Annotated in this window: 20 protein-coding genes; 11 read left to right on the top strand and 9 right to left on the bottom strand. The window is 71.8% G+C overall.

What is annotated here, in order from left to right; translation table 11 throughout:
* Positions 1-176: 176 nt before the first annotated feature.
* Positions 177-1,571, bottom strand: a complete 1,395-nt coding sequence (locus AB0P25_RS14195; protein WP_363808184.1) for an FAD-linked oxidase C-terminal domain-containing protein — start codon at positions 1,569-1,571, stop codon at positions 177-179.
* Between the two features lie 76 nt (positions 1,572-1,647).
* On the opposite strand from AB0P25_RS14195, the gene AB0P25_RS14190 reads away from it, so the two are divergent.
* From AB0P25_RS14190 to AB0P25_RS14170, 5 genes are read left to right on the top strand one after another with little or no spacing between them, the layout of a single operon-like run.
* Positions 1,648-3,171 carry an AlkA N-terminal domain-containing protein gene (locus AB0P25_RS14190; RefSeq protein WP_363808183.1) on the top strand — a complete coding sequence of 508 codons (1,524 nt, stop codon included), beginning with the start codon at positions 1,648-1,650 and terminating at the stop codon, positions 3,169-3,171.
* 40 nt (positions 3,172-3,211) lie between these two features.
* Positions 3,212-3,976, top strand: coding sequence for a glycosyltransferase family 2 protein (locus AB0P25_RS14185; protein WP_363808181.1), 765 nt, complete (start codon positions 3,212-3,214; stop codon positions 3,974-3,976).
* Between the two features lie 37 nt (positions 3,977-4,013).
* Positions 4,014-4,889: a fumarylacetoacetate hydrolase family protein gene (locus AB0P25_RS14180; RefSeq protein ID WP_363808179.1), complete on the top strand. Its 876-nt coding sequence runs from the start codon at positions 4,014-4,016 to the stop codon at positions 4,887-4,889.
* A gap of 36 nt (positions 4,890-4,925) precedes the next feature.
* Positions 4,926-5,840 (top strand): alpha/beta hydrolase, encoded by a 915-nt coding sequence (locus AB0P25_RS14175; RefSeq protein WP_363808177.1) that lies wholly within the window; start codon positions 4,926-4,928, stop codon positions 5,838-5,840.
* Between the two features lie 60 nt (positions 5,841-5,900).
* Positions 5,901-6,185 carry a hypothetical protein gene (locus tag AB0P25_RS14170; protein ID WP_363808176.1) on the top strand — a complete coding sequence of 95 codons (285 nt, stop codon included), beginning with the start codon at positions 5,901-5,903 and terminating at the stop codon, positions 6,183-6,185.
* 4 nt (positions 6,186-6,189) lie between these two features.
* Here the strand turns inward: AB0P25_RS14170 and AB0P25_RS14165 are convergent, their stop codons facing one another.
* The 5 genes from AB0P25_RS14165 to AB0P25_RS14145 all read right to left on the bottom strand — a co-directional run bounded on the left by AB0P25_RS14165 (position 6,190) and on the right by AB0P25_RS14145 (position 11,997).
* A complete protein-coding gene (locus AB0P25_RS14165) occupies positions 6,190-7,680 on the bottom strand; it encodes an aspartate ammonia-lyase (RefSeq protein WP_363809308.1) in 1,491 nt (496 codons plus the stop codon).
* 196 nt (positions 7,681-7,876) lie between these two features.
* A complete protein-coding gene (locus tag AB0P25_RS14160) occupies positions 7,877-9,256 on the bottom strand; it encodes an aldehyde dehydrogenase family protein (RefSeq protein WP_363808175.1) in 1,380 nt (459 codons plus the stop codon).
* Between the two features lie 144 nt (positions 9,257-9,400).
* Positions 9,401-10,084 (bottom strand): tRNA (guanosine(46)-N7)-methyltransferase TrmB, encoded by a 684-nt coding sequence (gene trmB, locus AB0P25_RS14155; protein WP_363808174.1) that lies wholly within the window; start codon positions 10,082-10,084, stop codon positions 9,401-9,403.
* 23 nt (positions 10,085-10,107) lie between these two features.
* Positions 10,108-10,401 (bottom strand): hypothetical protein, encoded by a 294-nt coding sequence (locus AB0P25_RS14150; protein WP_363808173.1) that lies wholly within the window; start codon positions 10,399-10,401, stop codon positions 10,108-10,110.
* Positions 10,402-10,548: 147 nt separating this feature from the next.
* Positions 10,549-11,997 carry an NCS2 family permease gene (locus tag AB0P25_RS14145; protein ID WP_363809306.1) on the bottom strand — a complete coding sequence of 483 codons (1,449 nt, stop codon included), beginning with the start codon at positions 11,995-11,997 and terminating at the stop codon, positions 10,549-10,551.
* A 118-nt stretch (positions 11,998-12,115) separates the two neighbouring features.
* On the opposite strand from AB0P25_RS14145, the gene AB0P25_RS14140 reads away from it, so the two are divergent.
* The gene (locus AB0P25_RS14140) at positions 12,116-13,393 is read left to right on the top strand and encodes a solute carrier family 23 protein (RefSeq protein WP_363808172.1); all 1,278 of its coding nucleotides are present in this window, start codon (positions 12,116-12,118) and stop codon (positions 13,391-13,393) included.
* Between the two features lie 71 nt (positions 13,394-13,464).
* On the opposite strand, the gene AB0P25_RS14135 is transcribed toward AB0P25_RS14140, so the two are convergent.
* The 3 genes from AB0P25_RS14135 to AB0P25_RS14125 all read right to left on the bottom strand — a co-directional run bounded on the left by AB0P25_RS14135 (position 13,465) and on the right by AB0P25_RS14125 (position 17,737).
* Positions 13,465-13,797, bottom strand: coding sequence for a peptidase (locus tag AB0P25_RS14135; RefSeq protein ID WP_363808171.1), 333 nt, complete (start codon positions 13,795-13,797; stop codon positions 13,465-13,467).
* Complete coding sequence (locus AB0P25_RS14130) at positions 13,794-15,005, bottom strand: inorganic phosphate transporter (protein ID WP_363808169.1); 1,212 nt, start codon at positions 15,003-15,005, stop codon at positions 13,794-13,796. The genes AB0P25_RS14135 and AB0P25_RS14130 overlap by 4 nt, the downstream gene beginning before the upstream one ends.
* A gap of 143 nt (positions 15,006-15,148) precedes the next feature.
* Positions 15,149-17,737 (bottom strand): DUF3516 domain-containing protein, encoded by a 2,589-nt coding sequence (locus AB0P25_RS14125; RefSeq protein ID WP_363808168.1) that lies wholly within the window; start codon positions 17,735-17,737, stop codon positions 15,149-15,151.
* 103 nt (positions 17,738-17,840) lie between these two features.
* Here AB0P25_RS14125 and AB0P25_RS14120 point away from each other — a divergent pair, with 103 nt between their 5' ends.
* From AB0P25_RS14120 to AB0P25_RS14100, 5 genes are read left to right on the top strand one after another with little or no spacing between them, the layout of a single operon-like run.
* Entirely contained in the window at positions 17,841-19,367 is a 1,527-nt protein-coding gene (locus tag AB0P25_RS14120) for a molybdopterin-dependent oxidoreductase (RefSeq protein ID WP_363808167.1), read from the top strand.
* 40 nt (positions 19,368-19,407) lie between these two features.
* The gene (locus AB0P25_RS14115; protein ID WP_363808166.1) at positions 19,408-20,541 is read left to right on the top strand and encodes a ThiF family adenylyltransferase; all 1,134 of its coding nucleotides are present in this window, start codon (positions 19,408-19,410) and stop codon (positions 20,539-20,541) included.
* Positions 20,542-20,573: 32 nt separating this feature from the next.
* A complete protein-coding gene (gene glp / locus AB0P25_RS14110) occupies positions 20,574-21,803 on the top strand; it encodes a gephyrin-like molybdotransferase Glp (protein ID WP_363808165.1) in 1,230 nt (409 codons plus the stop codon).
* Positions 21,800-22,780 carry a bifunctional molybdenum cofactor biosynthesis protein MoaC/MoaB gene (gene moaCB / locus AB0P25_RS14105; protein WP_363808164.1) on the top strand — a complete coding sequence of 327 codons (981 nt, stop codon included), beginning with the start codon at positions 21,800-21,802 and terminating at the stop codon, positions 22,778-22,780. The genes glp and moaCB overlap by 4 nt, the downstream gene beginning before the upstream one ends.
* Positions 22,777-23,190: a molybdenum cofactor biosynthesis protein MoaE gene (locus AB0P25_RS14100; RefSeq protein WP_064111535.1), complete on the top strand. Its 414-nt coding sequence runs from the start codon at positions 22,777-22,779 to the stop codon at positions 23,188-23,190. The genes moaCB and AB0P25_RS14100 overlap by 4 nt, the downstream gene beginning before the upstream one ends.
* Positions 23,191-23,206 lie beyond the last annotated feature (16 nt).

Here is a 23,206-nt window from a genome sequence, read left to right as displayed (position 1 = left end):
CGATTCAGGAAACCCCGTTCGCTGACCGCGCACCGCGGATTGAGGGTTGCGCTCGTGGCGGGCCGGGGGCATCCTTTAAGCCATAACTCGTTCCCCCGGGAGAGCTGCAGGCATCGCCGCACCACCGGGGGTCGAGTCCGTTAAGGGGTGATCTCCCCGGGCTCCCCTTCTCGCGCTCAGGCGCCGAAGACCTTGCCGGGGTTGAGGATGCCGAGCGGATCGAACACCGACTTGAGCTTGACCTGCAGCTCGTACGAGTCGGGCCCGACCTCGTCCGCGAGCCAGCGACGCTTCAGCACGCCGACGCCGTGCTCGCCGGTGAGCGTGCCGCCGAGCTCGATCGCCGTCCGGAACAGGTCGTTCGCCGCATCCCACACCGCGCCGGGCACCTCCTCGCCGGTGTAGACGAAGTTGGGGTGGAGGTTGCCGTCGCCGGCGTGCGCGACGGTCGGAATCGGGATGCCGTACTTCGCCGAAATGCGCTCGATCGCCGCGAACATCTCGGGCATGCGCGAGCGCGGCACGGCGACGTCCTCGATCAGAACCTCGCCGCTCGAGGCGAGCGCGGGGTGGAACGCGCGACGGAGGGCGAGCAGGCGCTCCCCCTCCTCGGCGTCGGCGGCGACGCGGACGGTCCCGCCGGTCTTCGCCAGCAGCTCGCCCGCGGCCGCCGCATCCACCGCCGCCGTGGCGCCGTCGAACTGCACCATGAGGTAGGCCGCCCCGCTGCTGGCGCCGAACGCCTCGCGGATGCGCTCCTCGCCGAGGTAGGCCGCGATGCGCTCCAGCGACGGCGCGTCGAGCAGTTCCATGACGGCGGGACGCAACTGCGCGGCGGTGATCCGGGCGGAGGCCTCCGCCGCCGACCGGACGTCGGGGAATAGGGCGCCGAGGGTCACCGGCTCGCCCGGCGGGATCGGCTGCACGCGCACCGTCGCCTCGACGATCACGCCGAGCGTGCCCTCCGAGCCGACGAAGAGGGCGGTCAGGTCGTAGCCGGTGACGCCCTTGACCGTGCGGTGCCCGGTGCGGACGATCCGCCCGTCGGCGAGCACGACGGTGAGCCCGAGGACCGCCTCCCGGGTCACCCCGTACTTGGCGCAGAGCAGGCCGCCGGCGTTGGTCGCGATGTTGCCGCCGACGGTCGAGATGGCCTTGCTGGCGGGGTCGGGCGCGAAGAACAGGCCGAACGGCTGCAGCGCCGCGTTCAGATCGCTGTTGATGACGCCCGGCTGGACGACGGCGAGCTGGTCCTCGACCGAGATCTCGAGGATGGTGTTCATCCCGGACACATCCAGCACCAGCGAGCCGTCGGTGCCGTTGGCGCCACCCGCGAGCCCGGTGCCGGCGCCGCGCGGGACCACGGGCACACGGAACTCGCTCGCCGCCCGCAGCGTCGCCTGTACATGCTGCACGGACCGGGCGGTCACGATGGCGCGCGGGGCGCCGGGCGCCACCCAGCCGGACCGGTCGGTGCGGGCGGCGTCGAGCAACGCCGGGTCGGTCGTCAGCACGCCATCGGCGACGGCCTCCTCGCCGAGCGCCGCCGAGAGCCAGTCGAGTACGTCCATCCCCTCAGGCTAGCCGCCCTGCGCTCATGTCCGATTTCCGCTATCGGATGTCGGCGGCCGGCGTCAGGATGGTGGCATGAGCACGATCGAGCGCACAGCGACCGCAGGCGACACGAAACTCGCCGACCCGGTGTTCGCGGAGCGCTACCGCGCGATGAGCGCCCGCGACGCGCGGTTCGACGGACAGTTCATCACCGGCGTCCACTCCACCGGCATCTACTGCCGCCCGAGCTGCCCGGCGGTCACGCCGAAGCCGGGCAACGTCACCTTCTACCTGACGGCCGCCGCCGCCCACGAGGCGGGACTGCGCGCGTGCAAGCGGTGCCTGCCGGACGCCGTGCCCGGGTCGCCCGAGTGGAACATGCGCGACGACCTGGCCGCCCGAGCTATGCGCCTCATCGCCGACGGCACGGTGGAGCGGGAGGGCGTCCCCGGACTCGCGCGCCGCCTCGGGTACACGCCCCGCCACCTGGGCCGTGTGCTGACCGCGGAGCTCGGCGCCGGTCCCCTCGCGCTCGCCCGCGCCCACCGCGCACAGACCGCACGGCTGCTCCTCGTCGGCAGCGACCTGCCGATCACCGACGTCGCCTTCGCGGCCGGGTTCAGCAGCGTCCGCCAGTTCAACGAGACCATCGCCGAGGTCTACCGGCTCACGCCCGGAGCGCTCCGCGCGTCCGCCCGCCGCTCCCCCACCGCGGGCGCGCACCGGGCGGAGGGCGCCGTGACGCTGAGCCTGCGGCTGCCCGCGCGGGCGCCGTTCGACGCCGACTCGGTGCTCGGGTTCCTCGGCGCCCGCGCGATCGCCGGGGTGGAGGCCGCGACCGCGCCCGGCTACGCGCGCGCCCTGCGGCTCCCGCACGGCCCCGCTGCGGTCCGCCTGTCCCCGACCGGGACCCCGGACGCGCCGGCTGTGCAGTGCGACGCCGCCCTCGCCGACGTCGCCGACCTCGCGCCCCTGGTCGCCCGCGTGCGCCGGCTGCTCGACCTGGACGCCGACGCGGAGGCGATCGACGCGGCCCTCGCCGCCGACCCGGCGCTGGCGCCCAGCGTGGCGGCGACACCCGGCCTGAGGCTCCCCGGCGCGGTGGACGCGGAGGAGATCGTCTTCCGCGCGCTGATCGGTCAGCAGGTGTCTGTCGCCGCAGCCCGCACGGCCCTGACCCGGCTGACCGACGCGCTCGGAGAGCCGGTCGACCTCGCCGCGCCCGGCGGTGACGTCGCCTTCACCCGCCTCTTCCCCACCGCCGCGGCGATCGCCGAGCACGGGCGGGAGGTTCTGCGGGGGCCGGGCCGACGCATCGACGCGATCGTCGGCGTCGCGCAGGCACTGGCGGACGGCAGCCTCGCCATCGACGTCGGCGAGTCCCGCGACGACCTCGAACAGCGCCTGCTCGCACTCCCCGGGATCGGGCCGTGGACGGCCGGATACATCGCCCTGCGGGTTCTCGGCAGCCCCGACATCCTGCTCACCGGCGACCTCGCGCTCCGCCAGGGCGCCGCCCGGCTGGGCCTCCCCACCGAGCCGCGCGCGCTCGCGGAGTACGGGAAGCGCTGGGCGCCGTGGCGCAGTTATGCCGGGTTGCACCTGTGGCGGGCGTGAGCGCCGCCCCAAAGCTCCACCGCGCGCATAGGATCCAAACGTGCCCACCGTCTCCGTCGTGATCCCCGTGCTGGACGACGCCGAAATGCTCGCCCGCTGCCTGGCGCTCCTCGCGGCGCAGCTGCGGACGGCGGACGAGATCGTCGTCGTCGACAACGGGAGCACCGACGACACGGCCGCCATCGCGCGTGCGGCGGGAGCCCGCGTCGTGAATCAGCCGACGCGCGGTATCTGGCCCGCGGCCGCGGCGGGTTACGACGCCGCCAGCGGCGACATCATCGCCCGGCTCGACGCCGACTCGCGGCCGCCGTCCGACTGGCTGCTGCACATCGAGGCGGAGCTGGTCGACTCCCCCGAGGTCGGCGTGCTCACCGGGCGCGGCGTGTTCTACGACGGCAACGCGGTCGTCTCCGGGCTCGGTCAGGTGCTCTACATCGGCGGCTACTTCTGGTCGATGGAGCTGTGGCTCGGCAACCCCCCGATCTTCGGCTCCAACTTCGCCATGCGCCGCGAGGTGTGGCGGGATGCACGGACGCGCGTGCACCGCGACCGCACCGACATCCACGACGACCTGGACCTGGCCTTCCACCTCGACCTCGCCACGGTGGTCCGCTACGACGACCGGCTCACCGTCGGGATCTCCGCCCGACCGTTCTCGACCTGGAGCGGCTTCGGCCGGCGCCTCCGCTGGGCGTACACGACGCTGGCCATGCACCTGCCGGAGCAGTCCCCCTGGCGCCGCCGCACAGCACGCAGGCGTCGCCTGCGCGAAGAAGAAGACGGCCTCCCCCACGCCATCGGCTGAGTTCGGCTCGGCAACCGAAGCCCGATAGCCTAGATCGGTGAGATTCTCGCACCTCAGCAACGTCGCCGATCCCCATCCCCGTCTGGCCGCCGTCCTCGGCGACGGAGCCCTGTTCCTCGACCAGGTGATGGACCGGCCGCCGCGAGACCTCCAGGAGCTGATCGAGCGCGGCGACGAGGGCCTGGCCGAGGTGCGCGCCGTCGTGGCCGAGGCGGAGTCCTCCGGCGTCGAGCTGCCGCCCGTGCACGGCCTGCGGCACGCATCGGCCGTGCTGCGCCCGCCCCACGTCATCGCCATCGGCGCGAACTACGCCGCGCACGCGTCCGAGCTGAAGCTGCGCACCGAGAAGGCGGCGACCGTCTTCAACCTCTGGCCCAACTCCCTCACCGGCCACGGCAGCACCACCTCCTGGCCCGCCGACCTCTCGACCCAGGTCGACTACGAGGCCGAGCTCGGCGTCATCATCGGCCGGCCCGCACGCAACGTGCCGGTGCGCGACGCGCTCGACTACGTCTGGGGCTACACCGTCGTCAATGACATCACCGCCCGCGACCTGCAGTTCTCCGAGGCGCAGTGGGCGCGCTGCAAGTCGTTCGACGGATTCACGCCGACCGGTCCCGTCGTCGTCACCGCCGACGAGATCCCCGACCCGCAAGACCTCTGGCTCACGACCAACGTCGACGGCGCCATCCTGCAGGACGCGTCGACCGCCGACATGGTGCGCAGCGTCCCCGAGCTGATCGAGTTCCTGTCGCGCTCGGCGACCATCCCGCCGGGCACGCTGATCTCCACCGGCAGCCCGGGCGGCGCGGGCTACTCGCGCACCCCGCCGGTGTTCCTGCACGACCGGTCCACCGTCACCGTCTCCATCGGCGGGATCGGGTCCCTCACCACCTTCTGCCGCGTCACATGACGCGCGCCGGGGCACGCGGTGGTCTAGCGTAGCCTCGTGTCCATCGGAGAGCGGCGACCCGTCACGGGCGGCGACGACGAGGCCGAGCGCCTCGACGCGGCGCTGCCCGACATCGACTGGTCCATCGCGCCGGTCGGGACGGTGTTCTCGCGGTTCGCGGCGCCGAGCGGTGAACTGGCCGTCGCGGCGCTCGGCGATCCGGAGGACCCGCGCGTGGTCCTCATCCCGGGAGTGACCGGCTCCAAGGAGGACTTCTACCTGTTCGCGCCGATCCTGGTGGCGGCCGGGTACTACGTGCAGAGCTTCGACCTCGCCGGGCAGTACGAGTCGGCCGGCGCCGGGCCGGCAGCGGGTGAGAAGTACACCTACCCGCTGCTCACCGGGGACGTGGTGGCCTTCCTGCGCGACGGAGGCCCCGCGCACGTCCTCGGCTACTCGTTCGCGGGCATCCTGGCGCAGCTCGCGCTGGTGACGCATCCCGAGCTGTTCCGGTCGCTGACGCTGCTGACCGCACCGCCCGAGCCCGGGCAGTCGTTCCGCGGCGTGCGGGTCATCGGGCCGCTGAGCTGGGTGGCGACGCCGCACATCGGCGCGTCCCTGATGATCTGGGGCATCACGACGAACAAGAACCGCGTGTCCGACAGCCGTCTCGCGTTCGTGCGCTCGCGGTTCGCACTGACCCGCCGCTCCAGCGTCGACGACATCGTCGGCCTGATGAAGAACGTCCCGGACGTGCGGGCGCGGGTCGCGGCGACGGGAATCCCGGTGCTCGTCGCGACCGGCGACCACGACCTGTGGCCGACGCACCTGCACGCCGCCAACGCGAAGGCGCTGCGGGCGCGGCTGGCCGTCTACCGCACCGGGCACAGTCCGTGCGAGACGGCCCCGCACCAGCTCGGACGCGACATGATCGCGTTGTTCCGCGAGGCGGAGGCGCGGCAGGCCGGCTGAACGGGCGTCCCGCCTTCGGGTGCTCGCGGGGACGGGTGGCCGGGGAATAATGTTCTCCCCATGACCTACCAGCGCTCAGGGTCGTCGATGCTGCGTTGCGTGCTGATCGCGGAGGACGGCGAGGAGACCGTGCTCACCGTGCCGTCGCTCGGCGACGTGCCGCCCTCGCGCGTCCGCGTGCCCTCCTCGCTGGGAGGCGCCGCGGTGCTGGACGTCTACGCGTTCTCGCACGACCGCGACATCCCGCCCGAGGCGGTCTACATGTACGTCGGCACCGTGCCGGTGAGCATGGACGAGATCACCGGCACGGAGCCCCGCGAGCAGGGCCCGCAGCTGCCCGAGTAGGCGGCTATTCGCCCTCCTGGCGCGCCTCCGCGATCGCGTCCGCCTCGACGACGGGGATGGCCGTGGTGATCGTCTCCAGACCGCTCAGGCGGGCCGGGGACAGCAGCCGGGTGACCTGCTCGCGGCTCATCAGCTTCGCCTCGACCACCAGATCGGCGACGTTGTGGCCGGTCAGCAGTGCCGACTTCGCGAGCGCCGCCGCGGCCGCGTAGCCGATGTGCGGGGTCAGGGCGGTGATCACGCCGACCGACGAGCCCACCATGGCGCCCAGGCGCTCCTCGTTGGCGGTGATGCCGTCGACGCAGTTGATCCGGAGGGTGTGGAAGGCCTGCGCCATCCACGTGATGCTCTGCAGCAGGGAGTGCGCGATGACCGGCTCGAACGCGTTGAGCTGCAGCTGGCCGCCCTCGGCGGCCATGGTGACCGTGACATCCGCGCCGGCGACCGAGAAGGCGACCTGGTTGACGACCTCCGGGATGACCGGGTTGACCTTGCCGGGCATGATGCTGGAGCCCGCCTGACGAGCCGGGAGGTTGATCTCGCCGAGACCCGCCTGCGGACCGGACGACAGCAGCCGCAGGTCGTTGCAGATCTTCGACAGCTTGATCGCGCTGCGCTTGAGCGAGCCGGAGAACGACATGAACGCGCCGGCGTCGCTCGTCGACTCGATGAGGTCGGGAGCCGTTTCGAGGTTGAGTCCGGTGATCGCATTGAGGTGCCGGACGGCCGCGGCGGCGTAGCCCGGGTCGGCGGTGATGCCGGTGCCGATGGCGGTCGCGCCGAGGTTGATCTCGGCCAGCAGCCACTTGGTCTCGGTGAGCCGGGCGTGGTCCTCGGTCAGCGTCGTGGCGAAGCCGTGGAACTCCTGCCCCAGGGTCATGGGCACCGCATCCTGGAGCTGCGTGCGGCCGACCTTGAGGATGTTGCGGAACTCCTCCGCCTTGTGCGCGAACGAGTCGCGGAGCAGCGCCAGCTCGTCGAGCAGGTGCCCGAGCGCGAAGGTGAGCCCGATCTTGATGGCCGTCGGGTAGGTGTCGTTGGTGCTCTGGCTGCGGTTGACGTCGTCGATCGGGTGGAGGTGGGCGTAGTCGCCCTTCTGGTGGCCGTCGAGCTCGAGCGCGATGTTCGCGATGACCTCGTTGGCGTTCATGTTCGTGGAGGTGCCTGCGCCGCCCTGCATCACGCCGACGACGAACTGGTCGTGGAAGCCGCCCTCGATGATGAGCTGGCAGGCGCGGTCGATCAGCTCGGCCTTGTGCGGCTCCAGCACGCCGATCTCGAGGTTGGCGCGCGCGGCGGCCTGCTTGACGCTGGCGAGCGCGACGATGAGGTCCGGGTAGACCGAGATGGGCCGCTTCGCGATCGGGAAGTTCTCGAGCGCGCGGGATGTGTGGATGCCCCAGTACGCTTCGGCGGGGATCTCGCGCGCGCCGAGCGAGTCCGTCTCGGTGCGGGTGGGTCGTCCCTCGTCGGTGGGTGCGGGGACGTCCGACACGTTCTCGGACGCGTCGGTCACCACGGGGATGGTTGCTGTCGGGTTCACGGTTGGCACCGTTGCCTCTCGTCGTGCGTTGGCATGCTTCTGTCGCCGGGAGTTCGTGGCCTCCGGCAGTGCCGAGCCTACCCCCGGGTCAGCGCCGTCCGATGGACTCACTGTCCGGCGTCCCGAGCGTCCGTGTACACGATGTCGATCAACCGAGCTTGCGCAGCAGACCGCGCGCGAAGCGGTCCTTGGACTCGGTGTACGGCGGGTAGATCAGCTGCAGGGTGTCGGGGCTGAGCGGCTTGCTGAGCACCGCCTTCTCGTGGCTGAAGGTCCGCAGCGAACGCTCGCCGTGGTACGCCCCGGCACCGCTCTCCCCCACCCCGCCGAAGGGCAGGCCGGCCACCGCGAGGTGCGCCGCGGGCACGCCGAAGCCGACCGCGCCGGAGCTGGTCTCGGTCAGGATGCGGCGGCGCGTCCGGGCGCTCGATGTGAAGACGTAGAGAGCGAGCGGCTTGTCGCCGGTCCGGATGAAGCGGATCGCGTCGTCCACCCCGTCCACCGGGAGGATGGGCAGGACCGGGCCGAAGATCTCCTCCGCCATCGCGGGCGAGTCCGGCGCGACGTCGGTCAGCACGGTGGGTGCCAGGTAGCGGGTCGCGGCGTCGTGGTCGCCGCCGACGGCTGCGGTGCCGGAGCCGAGCATCCCGGTCAGCCGCTCGAACTGGCGGTCGTTGACGATGCGGCCGTAGTCGGGGCTCTGCGACGGGTCGTCGCCGTAGAGCTCGCGCACGGCCTCGCGCAGGGCGGTCGCCAGCCGGGGTGCGACGTCGCGGTCGGCGAGCACGTAGTCCGGGGCGACGCAGGTCTGGCCGGCGTTCATGAACTTGCCCCACGCGATCCGGCGGGCGGCCGCCGCCACGTCGACCGTGCGATCGACGTAGACCGGCGACTTGCCGCCGAGCTCCAGGGTGACCGGGGTCAGGTGCTCGGCCGCTGCCGCCGCGACGATGCGGCCGACGCGTCCGTTCCCCGTGTAGAAGATGTGGTCGAAGCGCTGGGCGAGCAGGTCGGTGGTCTCCTCGACGCCGCCCTCGACGACGGCGACCGCCCGGGAGTCGAGGTATTCGGGGATGAGCCGGGCCATGGCGGCGGAGGTCGCGGGCGCGAGCTCGCTGGGCTTGAGCACGACCGCGTTGCCGGCGGCCAGCGCGCCGACGAGCGGGGCGAGCAGAAGCTGCACGGGGTAGTTCCAGGGCGCGATGATCAGCACCACGCCGACGGGCTCGAGGATCGTGTAGGCGCGGGCGGGCAGGAGGGCTCCCGGCACGGAGACCCGGCGCGGGCGCAGCCAGCGACGCAGGCGCTTCACGGTGTGGTCGAGTTCGCCGACGACGAAGCCGAGCTCGGCGATCTGCGACTCGGTCGGGTTCTTGGCCAGATCGGCACGCAGCGCGTCCTCGAACTCGGCCCCGCGCTCGGTGAGCATGCGGCGCAGCGCCCGCAGCTGGGCGAGCCGCCAGGCGAGCGGCTTGGTGAGCCCTCCGTCGAAAGCGGACCGGAGCTCATCGACCATGGCGTGCGTCATGCGCCCATCCTAGGGATCGCCGCGGTGCGCGAGTCCGGAACGGAGGAGATCTGCGGCCGGGTTCGTCCGAACCCCTCCGTTCGCCGCCTCCGTCCGGCGTGTCGCGACCGAACTCCTCCCTTTCGCGCGGCCGGATGGAGCGCGTCAGGGGGCGGGGCGGTAGGCGAGGTCGAAGATCGCGTGGCCGAGGCGTTCGCCGCGGCGCTCGAACTTGGTGACGGGGCGGTCGTCCGGGCGCGGGAGGTAGTGCTCGGCGCCGGCCAGGTTGACCAGAGCGGGCTCGGCGTCCAGCACCTCGATCATGTGCTCGGCGTAGGGCTCCCAGTCGGTGGCGAGCCGCAGCACACCCTCCGGCGCGAGCGCGCGGGCGAGCACCGGGGCGAACTCCGGCTGGATGAGCCGCCGCCGGTGGTGCCGCGCCTTCGGCCACGGGTCGGGGAAGAAGATCAGGACCTCGTCGATCGACCCGGCGGCCAGCCCGCGCTCGAAGACCTCGACGGCGTCGTGCCGGACGATGCGGATGTTGGTGAGCCCTCGGTCGCGCATCGCGCCGAGCACGCGGCCGATGCCCGCGCCGTGCACCTCGATGCCGAGAAAGTCGCGGTCGGGGTGCCGCTCGGCCAGGGTCAGCAGGTTCTCGCCGTTGCCGAAACCGATCTCGACGACGCGCGGGGCGGTGCGGCCGAAGGCGGCGTCGAGGTCGAGCGGCGAGCCGTCGAACTCGAGGCCGAAGGTCGGCCAGAGCTCGTCGATGGCGCGGGATTGCGCCTCGGTCTTGCGGCCCCGGACGACGAAGCTGCGCGGCCGGACGAGGGGGGATGGTTCCATCCCCCCATCATCTCAAACTCGGTTCAGAGCCAGGCGAACGGCAGTGCCGCCAGCCCGATCCCGAGCCCGACGACGGCGAACAGCAGGCCGATCGCGACGCCCGCGAGCATGACCGCGTTGAGGACGATGCCCCAGATCGCGAAGGTGCGGCCGGCCGGCTCGCGGTTCAGGGCCATGACGCCGACGACGAGGCCGGCGATGGGCGCGATCAGGGTCCAGCCGAAGGCGATGGACGCGATGCCGAGCGCGAAGCTGGTGATGATGAGCGTGCGGTCGGGGACGGCGGTGAGGTTCGGGTTACTGGTGGTGGTGGTCATGGATCCAGTCAAGCGTCGGGTGGAACCGGAGGGTATCCGGATAACCCCCGATTCCACCCTGGCGCCACCCCACCCTCCCCAACGGATTCGTGCCGAATGTGCGTTATGGAGGACCCATAGCGCACATTCGGCACGAATCCCGGAGGGTCAGACCTGCCCGAGCAGGCCCTCGATGGGACCGCGGGCGAAGTAGATCAGGAAGCCGGCCGCGACCACCCACAGCAGCGGGCTGATCTCGCGCCCCTTGCCCGCGAGCGAGCGGATGAGCACCCAGCTGATGAAGCCGACGCCGATGCCGTTCGCGATCGAGTAGGTCAGCGGCATGACGATGATCGTCAGGAACACCGGCAGCACGACCGAGAACTCGCTCATGTCGATGTGGCGGATCTGGACGACCATGAGCGCACCGACGACGACCAGCGCCGCCGCCGCGACCTCGAGCGGGACGACCTGCGTGAGCGGGGTGAAGAACATGGCGAGCAGGAACAGCGCGCCGGTGATGACGCTGGCGAAGCCGGTCTTCGCGCCCTCGCCGATGCCCGACGCCGACTCGACGAAGACGGTGTTGGACGACGACGACGTGCCGCCGCCGACGATCGCGCCCACGCCCTCCACGATCAGCGCCGACTGCAGGCGCGGGAAGGTGCCGTCCTCGTTCGCCAGGCCCGCGCTGCGCGCCAGACCGGTCATCGAGCCCATGGCGTCGAAGAAGTTGGTGAAGACGAGCGTGAAGATCAGCATGATCGCGGCCAGCGCGCCGATGCGGCCGAAGGCGCCGAACAGGTCGACCTGGCCGACGAGGCTGAGGTCGGGCAGCGAGACGAGCGAGGTCGGGAGCTGCGGGACGGTGAGGTTCCAGCCGGCCGGGTTCTTGCCCATCGACGGCCCGACGTGCCAGATCGCCTCGCCGATGATCGCCACGACGGTGGCCGCGACGATTCCGATGAGGAGCGCGCCCTTGACCTTGCGCGCCATGAGCACGCCCATGATGACCAGGGCGATGAGGAAGGTGATGGTCGGGAGGGTCGCGATCGAGCCCGCCTCGCCGAGCTGCACGGGCGGCGACGAGAGCGTCGTGGTGCGCACGAACCCGGAGTCGACGAAGCCGATGAACGCGATGAAGAGGCCGATGCCGACCGTGATCGCCGTCTTCAGCGGCGCGGGCACGGCGTTGAAGATCAGCTTGCGCAGGCCGGTCGCCGACAGCAGCACGATGATGATGCCGTTGATGACGACGAGGCCCATGGCCTCCTGCCAGGTCAGGATCTTGACCACGTTCACGGCGAGGAACGAGTTGATGCCGAGTCCGGCGGCGAACGCGAACGGCAGGCGCGCGATCAGGCCGAAGAGGAGGGTCATCACGCCGGCGCTGAGCGCGGTCACGGCGGCGACCTGCGTGGTCCCGAGGGTGTGGCCCACCACATCCTTCGTCCCGCCGAGGATGAGCGGGTTGAGGATGACGATGTACGCCATGGTCACGAACGTCAGGACGCCGCCGCGCACCTCGGTGCCCCAGGTGGTGCCGCGTGCGCTGATCTCGAAGAAGCGGTCGAGGCGCCCCTTGGCCGTCGTGGGCGCGCTGGTCGAAGCGGAAATGGTTGACTCCCGTTTAGGATCTTGTGAGCGGTGACCCGGCGAGCGTTCAGCTTCGTCGGGTAGTGCGCGAATGCGCAGACACCAGCCTATTCCGACTCGAACCCTGGTGAGGACACGCATGGCTCTGCCCTGGACGCTGCACGGCGACGGCAAGAAGGTGGGAGCGCACGAGATCGTGCTGCCCGGTGAGCGGCTGACCTGGCCGCGGACGATCGGTCTCGGCGCGCAGCACGTCGTCGCGATGTTCGGCGCGACGTTCCTGGTGCCGTTGCTGACCGGCTTCCCGCCCGCGACGACGCTGCTGTTCTCGGGCGTCGGGACGCTGCTCTTCCTCGTGATCACCGGCAACCGGCTGCCGAGCTACCTCGGCTCGTCGTTCGCCTTCATCGTCCCGATCGTGGCCGCGACGAAGGCGCACGGGATGCCGTCGGCGCTGTTCGGCATCCTCATCACAGGCATCCTGCTCGCGATCGTCGGCCTGATCGTCATCGGGACCGGCACCAAGTGGATCGACGGCCTGATGCCGCCGGTGGTCGCCGGTGCGATCGTCGCGCTGATCGGCTTCAACCTCGCGCCGGCCGCCGGGGCGAACTTCGCGAAGGCGCCGGTGACCGCGCTCGTGACGCTGGCCGCCGTCATCCTGTGCACCGTGCTGTTCCGCGGGATGCTGGGGCGCCTGTCGATCTTCCTCGGCGTCGCCGTCGGCTACGTCTTCGCGGTGATCGTCGGCCAGGTCGACTTCAGCGGCGTCGAGAAGGCGGCGTGGATCGGCCTGCCGCAGTTCACGCTGCCGGCGAACCCGTTCACCGCCCCCGCCGCGACGTGGGGCATCCTGCCCGCGTTCCTCCCGGTCGTGCTCGTGCTGATCGCCGAGAACGTCGGCCACATCCGCGGCGTCGCGCAGCTCACCGACCCGGCGGTGAACCGGCTGACCGGCCGCGCGCTGTTCGCGGACGGCCTGGCTACGACGGTCGCCGGCTTCTTCGGCGGCTCGGGCACCACGACGTACGGCGAGAACATCGGCGTCATGGCCGCGACCCGCGTCTACTCGACGGCGGCGTACTGGGTCGCGGGCATCGTCGCGATCCTGCTCGGCCTCTCCCCCAAGGTCGGCGCGGTGATCAACACGATCCCGGCCGGCGTCCTCGGCGGCGTGACCACCGCGCTCTACGGCCTCATCGGCATCATCGGCGTGAAGATCTGGCTGGACAACAAGGTCGATTTCTCGAAGCCGAAGAACCAGTTCACGGCCGCGACCGCGCTCATCATCGGCATCGGCGACTTCACGCTGAACCTCGGCCAGCTGACCTTCAACGGCATCGCGCTCGGCGCCATCGCCGCGATCGTCGTCTACCACGTGATGAACGCGATCGGCCGGGTGCGCGGGACGGACTGAGCCCGTCCTCCATGGGGCGCGACACGCCGTTTCCGATCGACGGGAACGGCGTGTTGCGTCTCACCGATCGTTCACTGGTGGAAGTACGGGATGATCAGGTACAGCCCGTACAGCACCGCGAGTGCGCAGACGGTGAAGCACGCGTACGCGCCGGTCAGGGCGAGGCGCATCTGGCCGGGGGTGAGCGGGTTCTTGCGCTGGGCCTTCTCGGCCTTGCGCTGGAGCTTGGCGGCCTTCTCGGGCGTCAGGACGGTGATCGCGTCGGTGAACTCGACCGGCTCGACGAAGAGCGCTCGGCCGGCGACCGCCAGCAGGCGCGTGCCGAGCGCGTACGAGGCGACGACGACACAGGAGCCGATCAGCGCGGCCGCGAAGACGACGACGAATGCTGCCCAGTCGATCATGCGGACCTCCTCGGACGCTCGCGCTTGAGCGGCTTGACCTTCTCGATCCTGACCGCCTTGCCGGACTGCGCGACCTCGCTCTTGCCCTGCAGCGGCACCGGCTTGACAGCGTTCTCGCTGGTGACCCGGTTGCGGCGGGCACGCCAGAAGATGTAGACGACCACGGCCGTCCCGACGATCGTGTCGATGACGACGCCGATGGGACCGATGTTCGCGATCAGGCCCGCGACCGCGCCGACGATCGCTGCGGAGGGCAGCGTCAGCAGCCAGCCGATGCCGATACGGCCGGCGGTCCCCCAGCGCACCGACGATCCGCGGCGGCCGAGTCCCGAGCCGATGACCGACCCCGAGGCCACCTGCGTGGTCGACAGGGCGAAGCCGAGGTGGCTGGAGGCGAGGATGGTCGCCGCGGTGCTCGTCTCGGCCGCGAAGCCCTGCGCGGGCTTGATCTCGGTGAGCCCACGGCCCAGGGTGCGGATGATGCGCCAGCCGCCGGAGTACGTCCCGATGGCGATGGCGAGCGCGCAGGCGATGACGACCCAGATCTCCGGGCCGGAGCCGAGCGGCTGGAGGCCGGCGGAGATGAGGGTGAGGGTGATGACGCCCATGGTCTTCTGCGCGTCGTTGGTGCCGTGCGAGAGGGCGACGAGCGACGACGAGAAGATCTGGCCGTAGCGGAAGCCGCCGCGCCCGTCCGGCCGCCCGTCGTAGCGGCGCGTGATCCAGTACGCGAGCTTCGTCGCGCTCCACGCCACCACGCCGGCGGTGAACGGGGCTATCAGCGCCGGGAGCACGACCTTGTCCAGGACCACGACGAAGTCGACCGATTGGATGCCCGCGCCGACGATCGCCGCGCCGATCAGGCCGCCGAACAGCGCGTGGCTGGACGACGACGGCAGACCGAAGAGCCAGGTCACCATGTTCCAGACGATCGCGCCGACCAGGCCCGCGAAGATCAGCACCGGCGTGATCTGCACGCCGCCGTCGCCTTCTTTGATGATGCCGCCGGAGATCGTCTTGGCGACCTCGGTCGACAGGAAGGCGCCGATCAGGTTGAGCACGGCGGCCAGGGCGACGGCGACCTTCGGACGCATCGCTCCGGTCGCGATGGGGGTCGCCATCGCGTTGGCCGTGTCGTGGAAGCCGTTCGTGAAGTCGAAGAAGAGCGCCAGCAGAATGACCAGCACGACGATGAGGGTGAGATCCACCGTTCTCTTTCTCGCGTTGACGCTGTCGCGTGTCGGATGCGTCCCTCCCGACCTAAAGCTTCATCGGGAGTTCATGCAAGGGACCTGGCGCTCTTGGGACGCCGTGACGATACTCACACGGTGTCCGCGCCGGGTCAAACTCGTCAGAGGCGTCCGACCGAGGTGACCCGGATCACGGCGACCCCTTCGCGCGCCGAGTCCGCAAGCAGCACGTCCGCCGCGATGCCCCAATCGTGGTCCCCCTCGGGGTCGGCGATGATCTGACGGACGCGCCAGATCCCATCCGCGCCGTCGGGCTTCTCGTCCACCAGGATCATCGACGCCGACCGTGCGGAGGCGTCGGTCAGGATCTCGTCGTGCTCGGCGTAGTAGCCCTCCAGCGCGGCGTCCCACTGCGCCTCGGTGAACGGCGCGGCACCGTCCGCGAGCACCGCGGCCTCCGCCTCCAGCACGCCGAGGTCGTGGACGCGGTCGAGCGCGGCCAGCTGGACGCGGCGGAACAGCTCATTGCGCACCAGCACGAAGAACGCGCGCCGGTTGGTGGTGACGTTCCGCGGTGCGGGCGGCGCCAGCTCGGACAACTCGGCGGCGTGCTTGGCGGCATCCGGGTGGACCAGCTCCTCCCACTCGTCCAGCAGGCTCGAGTCGACCTGACGGACGAGCTCGCCGAGCCATTCGACGATGTCGCGGAGGTCTTCGGTGCGGAGGTCGAGCGGCACGGTCTGGTTGAGGGCCCGGTAGGCGTCGGAGAGGTAGCGCAGCACGACGCCCTCGGAGCGGGCGAGCTTGTAGAAGGCGATGAACTCGCCGAACGTCATCGCCCGCTCGTACAGGTCGCGCACGACCGACTTGGGGCTCAGCTCGAAGTCCGCGACCCACGGCTGGCTCGACGCGTAAGTGGCGAACGCCTCGTGCAGCAGGATGTCGTGCGGCTTGGGATGCGTGACCTCCTCCAGCGCCTCCATCCGCTCCTCGTACTCGATGCCTTCCGCCTTCATCGCCGCGACAGCCTCGCCGCGAGCCTGGAACTGCTGCGCCGACAGCACGGGACGCGGGTCGTCGAGCGTCGCCTCCACGACCGAGACGATATCGAGCGCGTACACCGGGGACTCGATGTCGAACAGCTCGAACGCGGCGAGCGCGAACGGCGACAGCGGCTGGTTGAGGGCGAAGTTGGGCTGGAGGTCGACCGTCAGCCGGATCTCCACCCCGTCGTGGCTCCGAACCGCCTCGACCACTCCCGCGGTGAGGAGCGAGCGGTAGAGCTCGATCGCCCGCCGGGCGAGGGCGAGCTGCCGCTTCCACGGCTCGTGGTTGTCGAAGACGAGGTCGCGGACGTGCCGGTAGACGTCGCCGCCCCGGCCGATCATGTTGATGAGCATCGCGCTGGTGATCTGCATCGACGAGGTCAGCGTCTCGGGCTCGGACTCGATGAGCTTGCGGAACGACGGCTCACCCCACGAGACGAAGCCCTCCGGCGCCTTCTTGCGCACGATCTTGCGGCGCTTCTTCGGGTCGTCGCCCGCCTTCTCCAGCGCCTTCAGGTTCTCCGACTCGTGCTCGGGCGCCTGGGCGACGACCGTTCCGGCGGTGTCGTAGCCCGCGCGGCCGGCGCGGCCGGCGATCTGATGGAATTCGCGGGCGTTCAGCTGCCGCATCCGGGTGCCGTCGAACTTCGTGAGAGCGGTGAGCAGGACGGTGCGGATGGGCACGTTGATGCCGACGCCGAGCGTGTCCGTGCCGCAGATGACCCGCAGCATGCCCCGCTGGGCCAGCTGCTCGACCAGGCGGCGGTACTTGGGCAGCATCCCCGCGTGGTGGACGCCGATGCCCTGCCTGAGCAGGCGGGAGAGGGTCTTGCCGAAGCTGGTCGTGAACCGGAAGTCGCCGATCAGCTCGGCGATCGCATCCCGCTGCTCGCGGCTGGCGATCTTGGCGCTGGACAGCGACTGCGCGCGCTCGAGAGCGGCGAGCTGCGAGAAGTGGACGACGTAGATCGGCGCCTGCCCGGTGGCCAGCAGGTCCTCGATGGTCTCGTGGACGGGCGTGACCTCGTAGTAGTAGTGCAGCGGCACCGGCCTCTCGACGCCGGTGACGGTGGCCGTCGGCCGGCCGGTTCGGCGCTCCAGGTCGTCGGCGAGCGCGGTCACGTCGCCGAGGGTGGCCGACATGAGCACGAACTGCGCGTGCGGAAGGGTGAGCAGCGGTACCTGCCACGCCCAGCCGCGGTCGGGGTCGGAGTAGAAGTGGAACTCATCCATCACGACCTGGCCGACCGGCGTCTCGTCGCCGTGCCGCAGCGCGAGGTTGGCCAGGATCTCGGCGGTCGCGCAGATGACGGGGGCGTCGGCGTTCACGGCCGAGTCGCCGGTCGTCATGCCGACGTTCTCGGCGCCGAAGATGTCGACCAGCGCGAAGAACTTCTCAGACACCAGAGCCTTGATCGGCGCCGTGTAGTAGCTGCGCTCCCCGCGGGCGAGGGCGGCGAAGTGGGCGCCGACGGCGACGAGTGACTTGCCGGTGCCGGTCGGGGTGCTCAGGATGAGGTTCGCGCCGCCGACGACCTCGATGACCGACTCGTCCTGAGCCGGGTAAAGCTCGATGCCGCCCTGCTCGACCCAGCCCACGAACGTGTCGTAGACGGCGTCCTCGGACACCGAGCCGGGCCCGGTCCACCCGGGGATGTCCTCGACGCGCAGGCGGCGTGGGGCGGAGGCTTCGGAGTCCGACATGATGCCTCCACCCTTTCACAGGCGGCGGCGCGCGGGCTCAGCCAGGTATGACGAACCTGTAATCAGACGGCCGGTACACAGCCGACGGCTCTAGGTTGGCGCTATGGCGGAGTTCTGGCGGCCGGCGGGCGCGGGCGTGGCGAGCGTCGTCGCGGGTGTCGGCGCCGCGGAGCTCCTGAGCGCGTTCCTGGTGCAGAACGGCAGCCCGGTGCTCACCGTGGGCGCGCTGCTCATCGACCTCGCGCCGCCGTGGCTGAAGGAGGCCGTGATCGGCCTGTTCGGGACCGGCGACAAGGCGTTCCTGATCGTGTCGCTCGCCGTCGTCGTGCTGGCCGGGGCCGCCGTTGCCGGCTGGCTGGAGCGCATCCGCCCGCCTCTCGGCCGCATCCTCATCGGCGTGGGCGGCGCGGTCGGCGTGCTCGCGGCCGTCACGCGCTCGGGCAACGGGATCGTGGATGCGCTCCCCTCGGTCCTCGCGGCGGCCCTGGCCATCCTGCTGCTGGGCTGGCTGATGCGGATGCTGCGCGACACCGAGCCGACGCGCGCTACCCCGCGGGCGCGGGTCAGCCGGCGGAGGTTCGTCGGGACGACGGCGGCGACGGCGGCGGCCGGGGCGCTCGCGCTGGTGATCGGCCAGGCGGTCGCGGGCGGCTTCCGCGCGGCGTCGGCGGCGCGGGCGGCGATCCGGCTGCCGCGCCCGGCGACGACAGCGCCGCCGATCCCCGCCGGAGCCTCGTTCGACATCCCGGGCCTGTCGCCCATCATCACGCCGAACGCCGACTTCTACCGCATCGACACCGCCCTGCAGATCCCCGGCATCGACGCCAACGCGTGGAAGCTGCGGATCTTCGGGATGGTGGAGCACGAGGTCGAGGTGACGTTCGCGGAGCTGCTGGGTCTCCCGCTGGAGGAGTCGACGACCACCCTGACGTGCGTATCGAACGAGGTCGGCGGCGACCTCATCGGCAACGCGACCTGGCTCGGCTACCCGATCCGCCACCTCCTCGCGAAGGCGAAGCCCTCCTCCGACGCCGACATGGTGCTGTCGACGAGCCAGGACGGCTGGACCGCGTCCACGCCGCTCGAGACGCTGACCGACGACCGCAACGCCATCCTGGCCGTCGGGATGAACGGCACCCCGCTGCCGCTCGAGCACGGCTATCCGGTGCGCATGGTGGTGCCCGGCCTGTACGGCTATGTGTCCGCGACCAAGTGGGTGGTGTCGCTGGAGGTGACCCGCTTCGACGAGCACACGGCGTACTGGACGACACGCGGCTGGTCTGAGCGCGGTCCCGTGAAGCTGTCGTCGCGCATCGATGTGCCGGCCGCGGGACGGCAGGTGAAGGCCGGGACGGTCGCGGTGGCCGGGGTGGCGTGGTCGCAGCACGTCGGCGTGAGCGCCGTGCAGGTGAAGGTGGACGACGGGCCGTGGCAGGAAGCGACGCTCGCCGATGCGATCTCCGCCGACACCTGGCGGCAGTGGCGCTTCGCCTGGGATGCGACGCCCGGCGCGCACACCCTCCGGGTGCGGGCGACCGACGCCAAGGGCCTGGTGCAGACCGCCACCGAGCGGGACGTCGTCCCCGACGGCGCGACGGGGCTGCACGAGGTGCAGGTGACCGTGGTCTGAGGCCCGTGCGGCCGCGCGCCGGGTGTGATTGGCTGAGGACATGCCCCTCCCGCCGCTGGTCGAACCCGGCCCCGAACTCTCCCCCGAGCGCATCGCCCGCTACGCCCGCACCACGCAGCTGCCCGGCTTCGGCCCGCTCGCGCAGCGCCGCCTCGCCGCCGCGCGCGTGCTCGTCGTCGGAGCGGGAGGGCTCGGCTCCGCCGTGCTCCCGCTCCTCGCCTCTGCGGGTGTCGGCACGATCGGGATCGTGGACGACGACCGGGTGGAGCCGAGCAACCTGCCGCGGCAGAGCATCCACACCCCCGCGGACGTCGGGCGGCCGAAGGTCGAGTCGGCGGCGGACACCGTCCGGGCGCTCGACGACGGGATCGAGCTGCGGCTGCTCCACGAGCGGCTGACCTCGGAGAACGCCGAACGCATCCTCGCGGGGTTCGACCTCGTGCTCGACGGCAGCGACAACTTCCCCACCCGCTACCTCGTCGACGACGCGGCGACCCTCGCGGACATCCCCGTGGTGTGGGGCGCGGTTCACCAGACCGGCGGCCAGGTCGGGCTGAGCTGGGCGCAGCAGGGTCCGACCTACCGCGACCTGTTCCCGGTGCCGCCCGCACCGGGGAGCGTCGCGAGCTGCGCCGAGGCCGGGGCGCTCCCGTCGGTCTGCGGCGTGATCGGCGGCCTGATGGTCGGCGAGGCGCTGAAGCTCATCACCGGAACCGGGGATGCGCTGCTCGGCCGGGTGATCGTGCACGACGCGCTGCGCGGCGCGTTCCGCGAGCTCGCGTACGAGCGCGATCCGCAGGCCGCGCCGGTGACGCAGCTGATCGACTACGACCTGTTCTGCGGCGTCACCGACACGATGTCGCCCGCCGAGCTCCACGCCCGGCTGATCGCCGGGGAACCGCACACGCTGCTCGACGTGCGGGAGACGTGGGAGGCGGAGATCGTCGAACTGCCCGGCTCGCTGCTCGTCCCGCTGGGCGTGGTGCAGCGCGACCCCGTCGGCGTGGCCGCCCGCCTGCCGCAGGACGACCCGCTCGTGATCGTCTGCCACCACGGCATCCGCGCCGAGACCGCCCGGCAGCTGCTCGCCGAGGCCGGGATGCGCGGTGTGGTGCTCGCGGGCGGGCTCGACGCGTGGGCGCGCGACGTCGACCCCGCGATGGCGCGGTACTGAACGCGACGTGCGAGGCGCGGGATACTGAACGCATGACACGCGACCCCGCCGACGAGCGCCGGACCGTCGAGGAGCACGCCGCCATCGTCGCGCGGATGCTCGAACCGCTCACCGAGCAGCCCGCCACGGAGTCCGTGCCGCTCGACCACGCGCTCGGCCGCGTGACCGCGGCGGAGGTGCGGTCGGAGGTCGACCTGCCGCTGTTCCGCAACTCGCAGATGGACGGCTACGCCGTGCGCGCCGCCGACGTGCGCAGCGCGCCCGTCGCGCTCGAGGTGAGCGGGGACATCCCGGCCGGGCACGCCAGCCCCGTCTCGCTGATCCCCGGCACGGCGCTGCGGATCATGACCGGCGCCCCGGTGCCGACCGGAGCGGACGCGATCGTGCCGGTCGAGGACACCGAGCTGGTCCTCGGCCGCGACGACGACCTCTCGGGTGCGGTGGTCGAGATCCGGCGTCCGCGGAAGCGCGGCGAGTACGTGCGCGAGCGCGGCAGCGACCTGCGCCGCGGCGAGGTGCTGGTCGAGGCCGGCACGCGCCTCGCCCCGCGCCACCTCGCGGCGCTGGCGGCGGCGGGGGTCGAGACGGTGACCGTGCGGGCCCGGCTGCGGGTCGGCATCCTGACCAGCGGCACGGAGCTCGTGACCGGATCCACCCCGGCGTTCGGGCAGGTCTACGACGCGAACGGCATCGCGTTGGCCGCGCTGGTCGAGGAGGCCGGCGCCACGGTGTCGATGCGCGCGAGCAGCAGCGACGACCCGGCGGCGTTCGAGCGCATCCTGGACGACGCATTGCACAGCAGCGACCTCGTGATCACCTCCGGCGGCATCTCGCGCGGCGCCTACGAGGTGGTGCGGGAGGTGCTGCACCCCCACGGCGCCGACGTCACCACGGTGGCCATGCAGCCGGGCGGCCCGCAGGCGACCGCCGTGATCGGCGGGGTGCCCGTGTTCGCCTTCCCCGGCAACCCGGTGAGCACGCAGGTGTCGTTCACCGTGTTCCTCCGCGGCCCGCTGCGCGCGGCCGCCGGTCTGCCCGCAGTGCAGCCGATGGAGGCGACGCTGACGCACCGCGTCGTCTCCGTGCCGGGGCGCCGCCAGTTCCTGCGCGGCCGACTCGACGGGGACGGCGGCGTGGCCCCCGCCTCCGGACCGTCGTCGCACCTCGTCGCCGGGATGGCGCAGGCGGACGTGCTCATCGACATCCCCACCGACACGGAGGTCTTGGACGAGGGCGCCGCCGTGACAGTCTGGACGCTATGACCCAGCTCACCCACCTCGACTCCGACGGCCGCGCGCGCATGGTCGACGTCGGAGGCAAGCCCGAGACCGACCGCGAGGCCGTCGCCCGCGGACGCTTCGTGACGACCCCGGAGGTCGTGCGGCTCGTCGCGGCCGACGATCTGCCGAAGGCGGATGTGCTGGCGACCGCGCGCATCGCCGGCATCGGCGGTGCGAAGCGCACGAGCGAGCTCATCCCGCTCTGCCACCCGCTGCCGCTCAACAGCGTGCGGGTGGACTTCGAGCTGGACGCCGAGGCCGGCGCGATCGAGATCGAGGTCGTCGCGCGCACCCACGGCCGCACCGGGGTCGAGATGGAGGCGCTGACCGCCGTCGCGGTCGCCGGGCTCACCCTCCACGACATGGTCAAGGCGGTGGACCCGGCGGCCAGCCTGACGGACGTGCGGCTGGTGGCCAAGAGCGGCGGCAAGCGCGGCGAGTGGCGGCGGGACGGGGAGCCGGAGCCTGCTGGCGAGGCCGCTCCCGCGCCGGCCGCGGGCGCGATCGTGCTGGTCGCCTCCACGCGCGCCGCCTCCGGCGTCTACGAGGACACCACCGGTCCGGTCATCGCCGATTGGCTGGCCGAGCGACGGCTCCCCGCCGAGGTCCGCGTGGTGCCGGACGCCGAGGTGGATGCGGCCCTCCGCGAGGCCGTCGCCGAACGTCCCCTCGTGCTCATCACGACCGGTGGCACCGGGGTCTCCCCCACTGACCGCACGCCGGAAGCGACCGCGGCCGTCCTCGACCGGGAGCTCCCCGGAGTGGCCGAGGCGCTACGGGCGCGCGGCGCCGCCGCCACACCGCTCGCGGCGCTCAGCCGCGGACTCGTCGGCGTGGCGGGCACCACCCTCGTCGTCAACCTGCCGGGCTCGCGCGGCGGCGTGGCGGACGGCCTGGAGGTGCTGGACGGCCTGCTCCCCCATCTGCTCGACCAGCTGCGCGGAGGCGATCACCGATGAGCGACATCCTGGCCACGGTCACCCCGGACCCGCTGGAGCCGTCGACCGTCGACGAGTTCGTCTGGCGGGCCGAGGCGGGTGCCGTCGTCTCCTTCCAGGGGATCGTGCGCGACCACGACGGCGGCCGCAGCGTGGTCTCGCTGGACTACCGCGCGCATCCCGAGGCCGAGGACTTCCTCCGGCAGTGCTGCGAGGAGGTCGCCCGGACGACCGGGCTGCGCGTGGCCGCCCAGCACCGGGTCGGGTCGCTCACGATCGGCGACCTCGCCCTCATCGCCGCCGTCGCGGCGCCGCACCGCGCCGAGGCGTTCGCCGCGTGCTCGGAGCTGGTGGAGATCATCAAGGCGCGCGTCCCGATCTGGAAGCGGCAGCACTTCACCGACGGCGCATCGGAGTGGGTCGGGCTCTGAGCCGGTCGGCGAGCCC

Source organism: Leifsonia sp. NPDC077715, assembly GCF_040686855.1.
Classification (GTDB): Bacteria; Actinomycetota; Actinomycetes; order Actinomycetales; family Microbacteriaceae; genus Leifsonia.
This window is presented reverse-complemented; position numbering and strand designations above follow the sequence as displayed.

Bases quoted from the DNA above. Each gene is read 5' to 3' on its own strand.
- AB0P25_RS14195 (WP_363808184.1), bottom strand. From the start codon at position 1,571: ATGGACGTACTCGACTGGCTCTCGGCGGCGCTCGGCGAGGAGGCCGTC.
- AB0P25_RS14190 (WP_363808183.1), top strand. From the start codon at position 1,648: ATGAGCACGATCGAGCGCACAGCGACCGCAGGCGACACGAAACTCGCC.
- AB0P25_RS14170 (WP_363808176.1), top strand. From the start codon at position 5,901: ATGACCTACCAGCGCTCAGGGTCGTCGATGCTGCGTTGCGTGCTGATC.
- AB0P25_RS14160 (WP_363808175.1), bottom strand. From the start codon at position 9,256: ATGACGCACGCCATGGTCGATGAGCTCCGGTCCGCTTTCGACGGAGGG.
- trmB (WP_363808174.1), bottom strand. From the start codon at position 10,084: ATGGAACCATCCCCCCTCGTCCGGCCGCGCAGCTTCGTCGTCCGGGGC.
- AB0P25_RS14150 (WP_363808173.1), bottom strand. From the start codon at position 10,401: ATGACCACCACCACCAGTAACCCGAACCTCACCGCCGTCCCCGACCGC.
- AB0P25_RS14140 (WP_363808172.1), top strand. From the start codon at position 12,116: ATGGCTCTGCCCTGGACGCTGCACGGCGACGGCAAGAAGGTGGGAGCG.
- AB0P25_RS14135 (WP_363808171.1), bottom strand. From the start codon at position 13,797: ATGATCGACTGGGCAGCATTCGTCGTCGTCTTCGCGGCCGCGCTGATC.
- AB0P25_RS14125 (WP_363808168.1), bottom strand. From the start codon at position 17,737: ATGTCGGACTCCGAAGCCTCCGCCCCACGCCGCCTGCGCGTCGAGGAC.
- AB0P25_RS14120 (WP_363808167.1), top strand. From the start codon at position 17,841: ATGGCGGAGTTCTGGCGGCCGGCGGGCGCGGGCGTGGCGAGCGTCGTC.
- AB0P25_RS14115 (WP_363808166.1), top strand. From the start codon at position 19,408: ATGCCCCTCCCGCCGCTGGTCGAACCCGGCCCCGAACTCTCCCCCGAG.
- glp (WP_363808165.1), top strand. From the start codon at position 20,574: ATGACACGCGACCCCGCCGACGAGCGCCGGACCGTCGAGGAGCACGCC.
- moaCB (WP_363808164.1), top strand. From the start codon at position 21,800: ATGACCCAGCTCACCCACCTCGACTCCGACGGCCGCGCGCGCATGGTC.
- AB0P25_RS14100 (WP_064111535.1), top strand. From the start codon at position 22,777: ATGAGCGACATCCTGGCCACGGTCACCCCGGACCCGCTGGAGCCGTCG.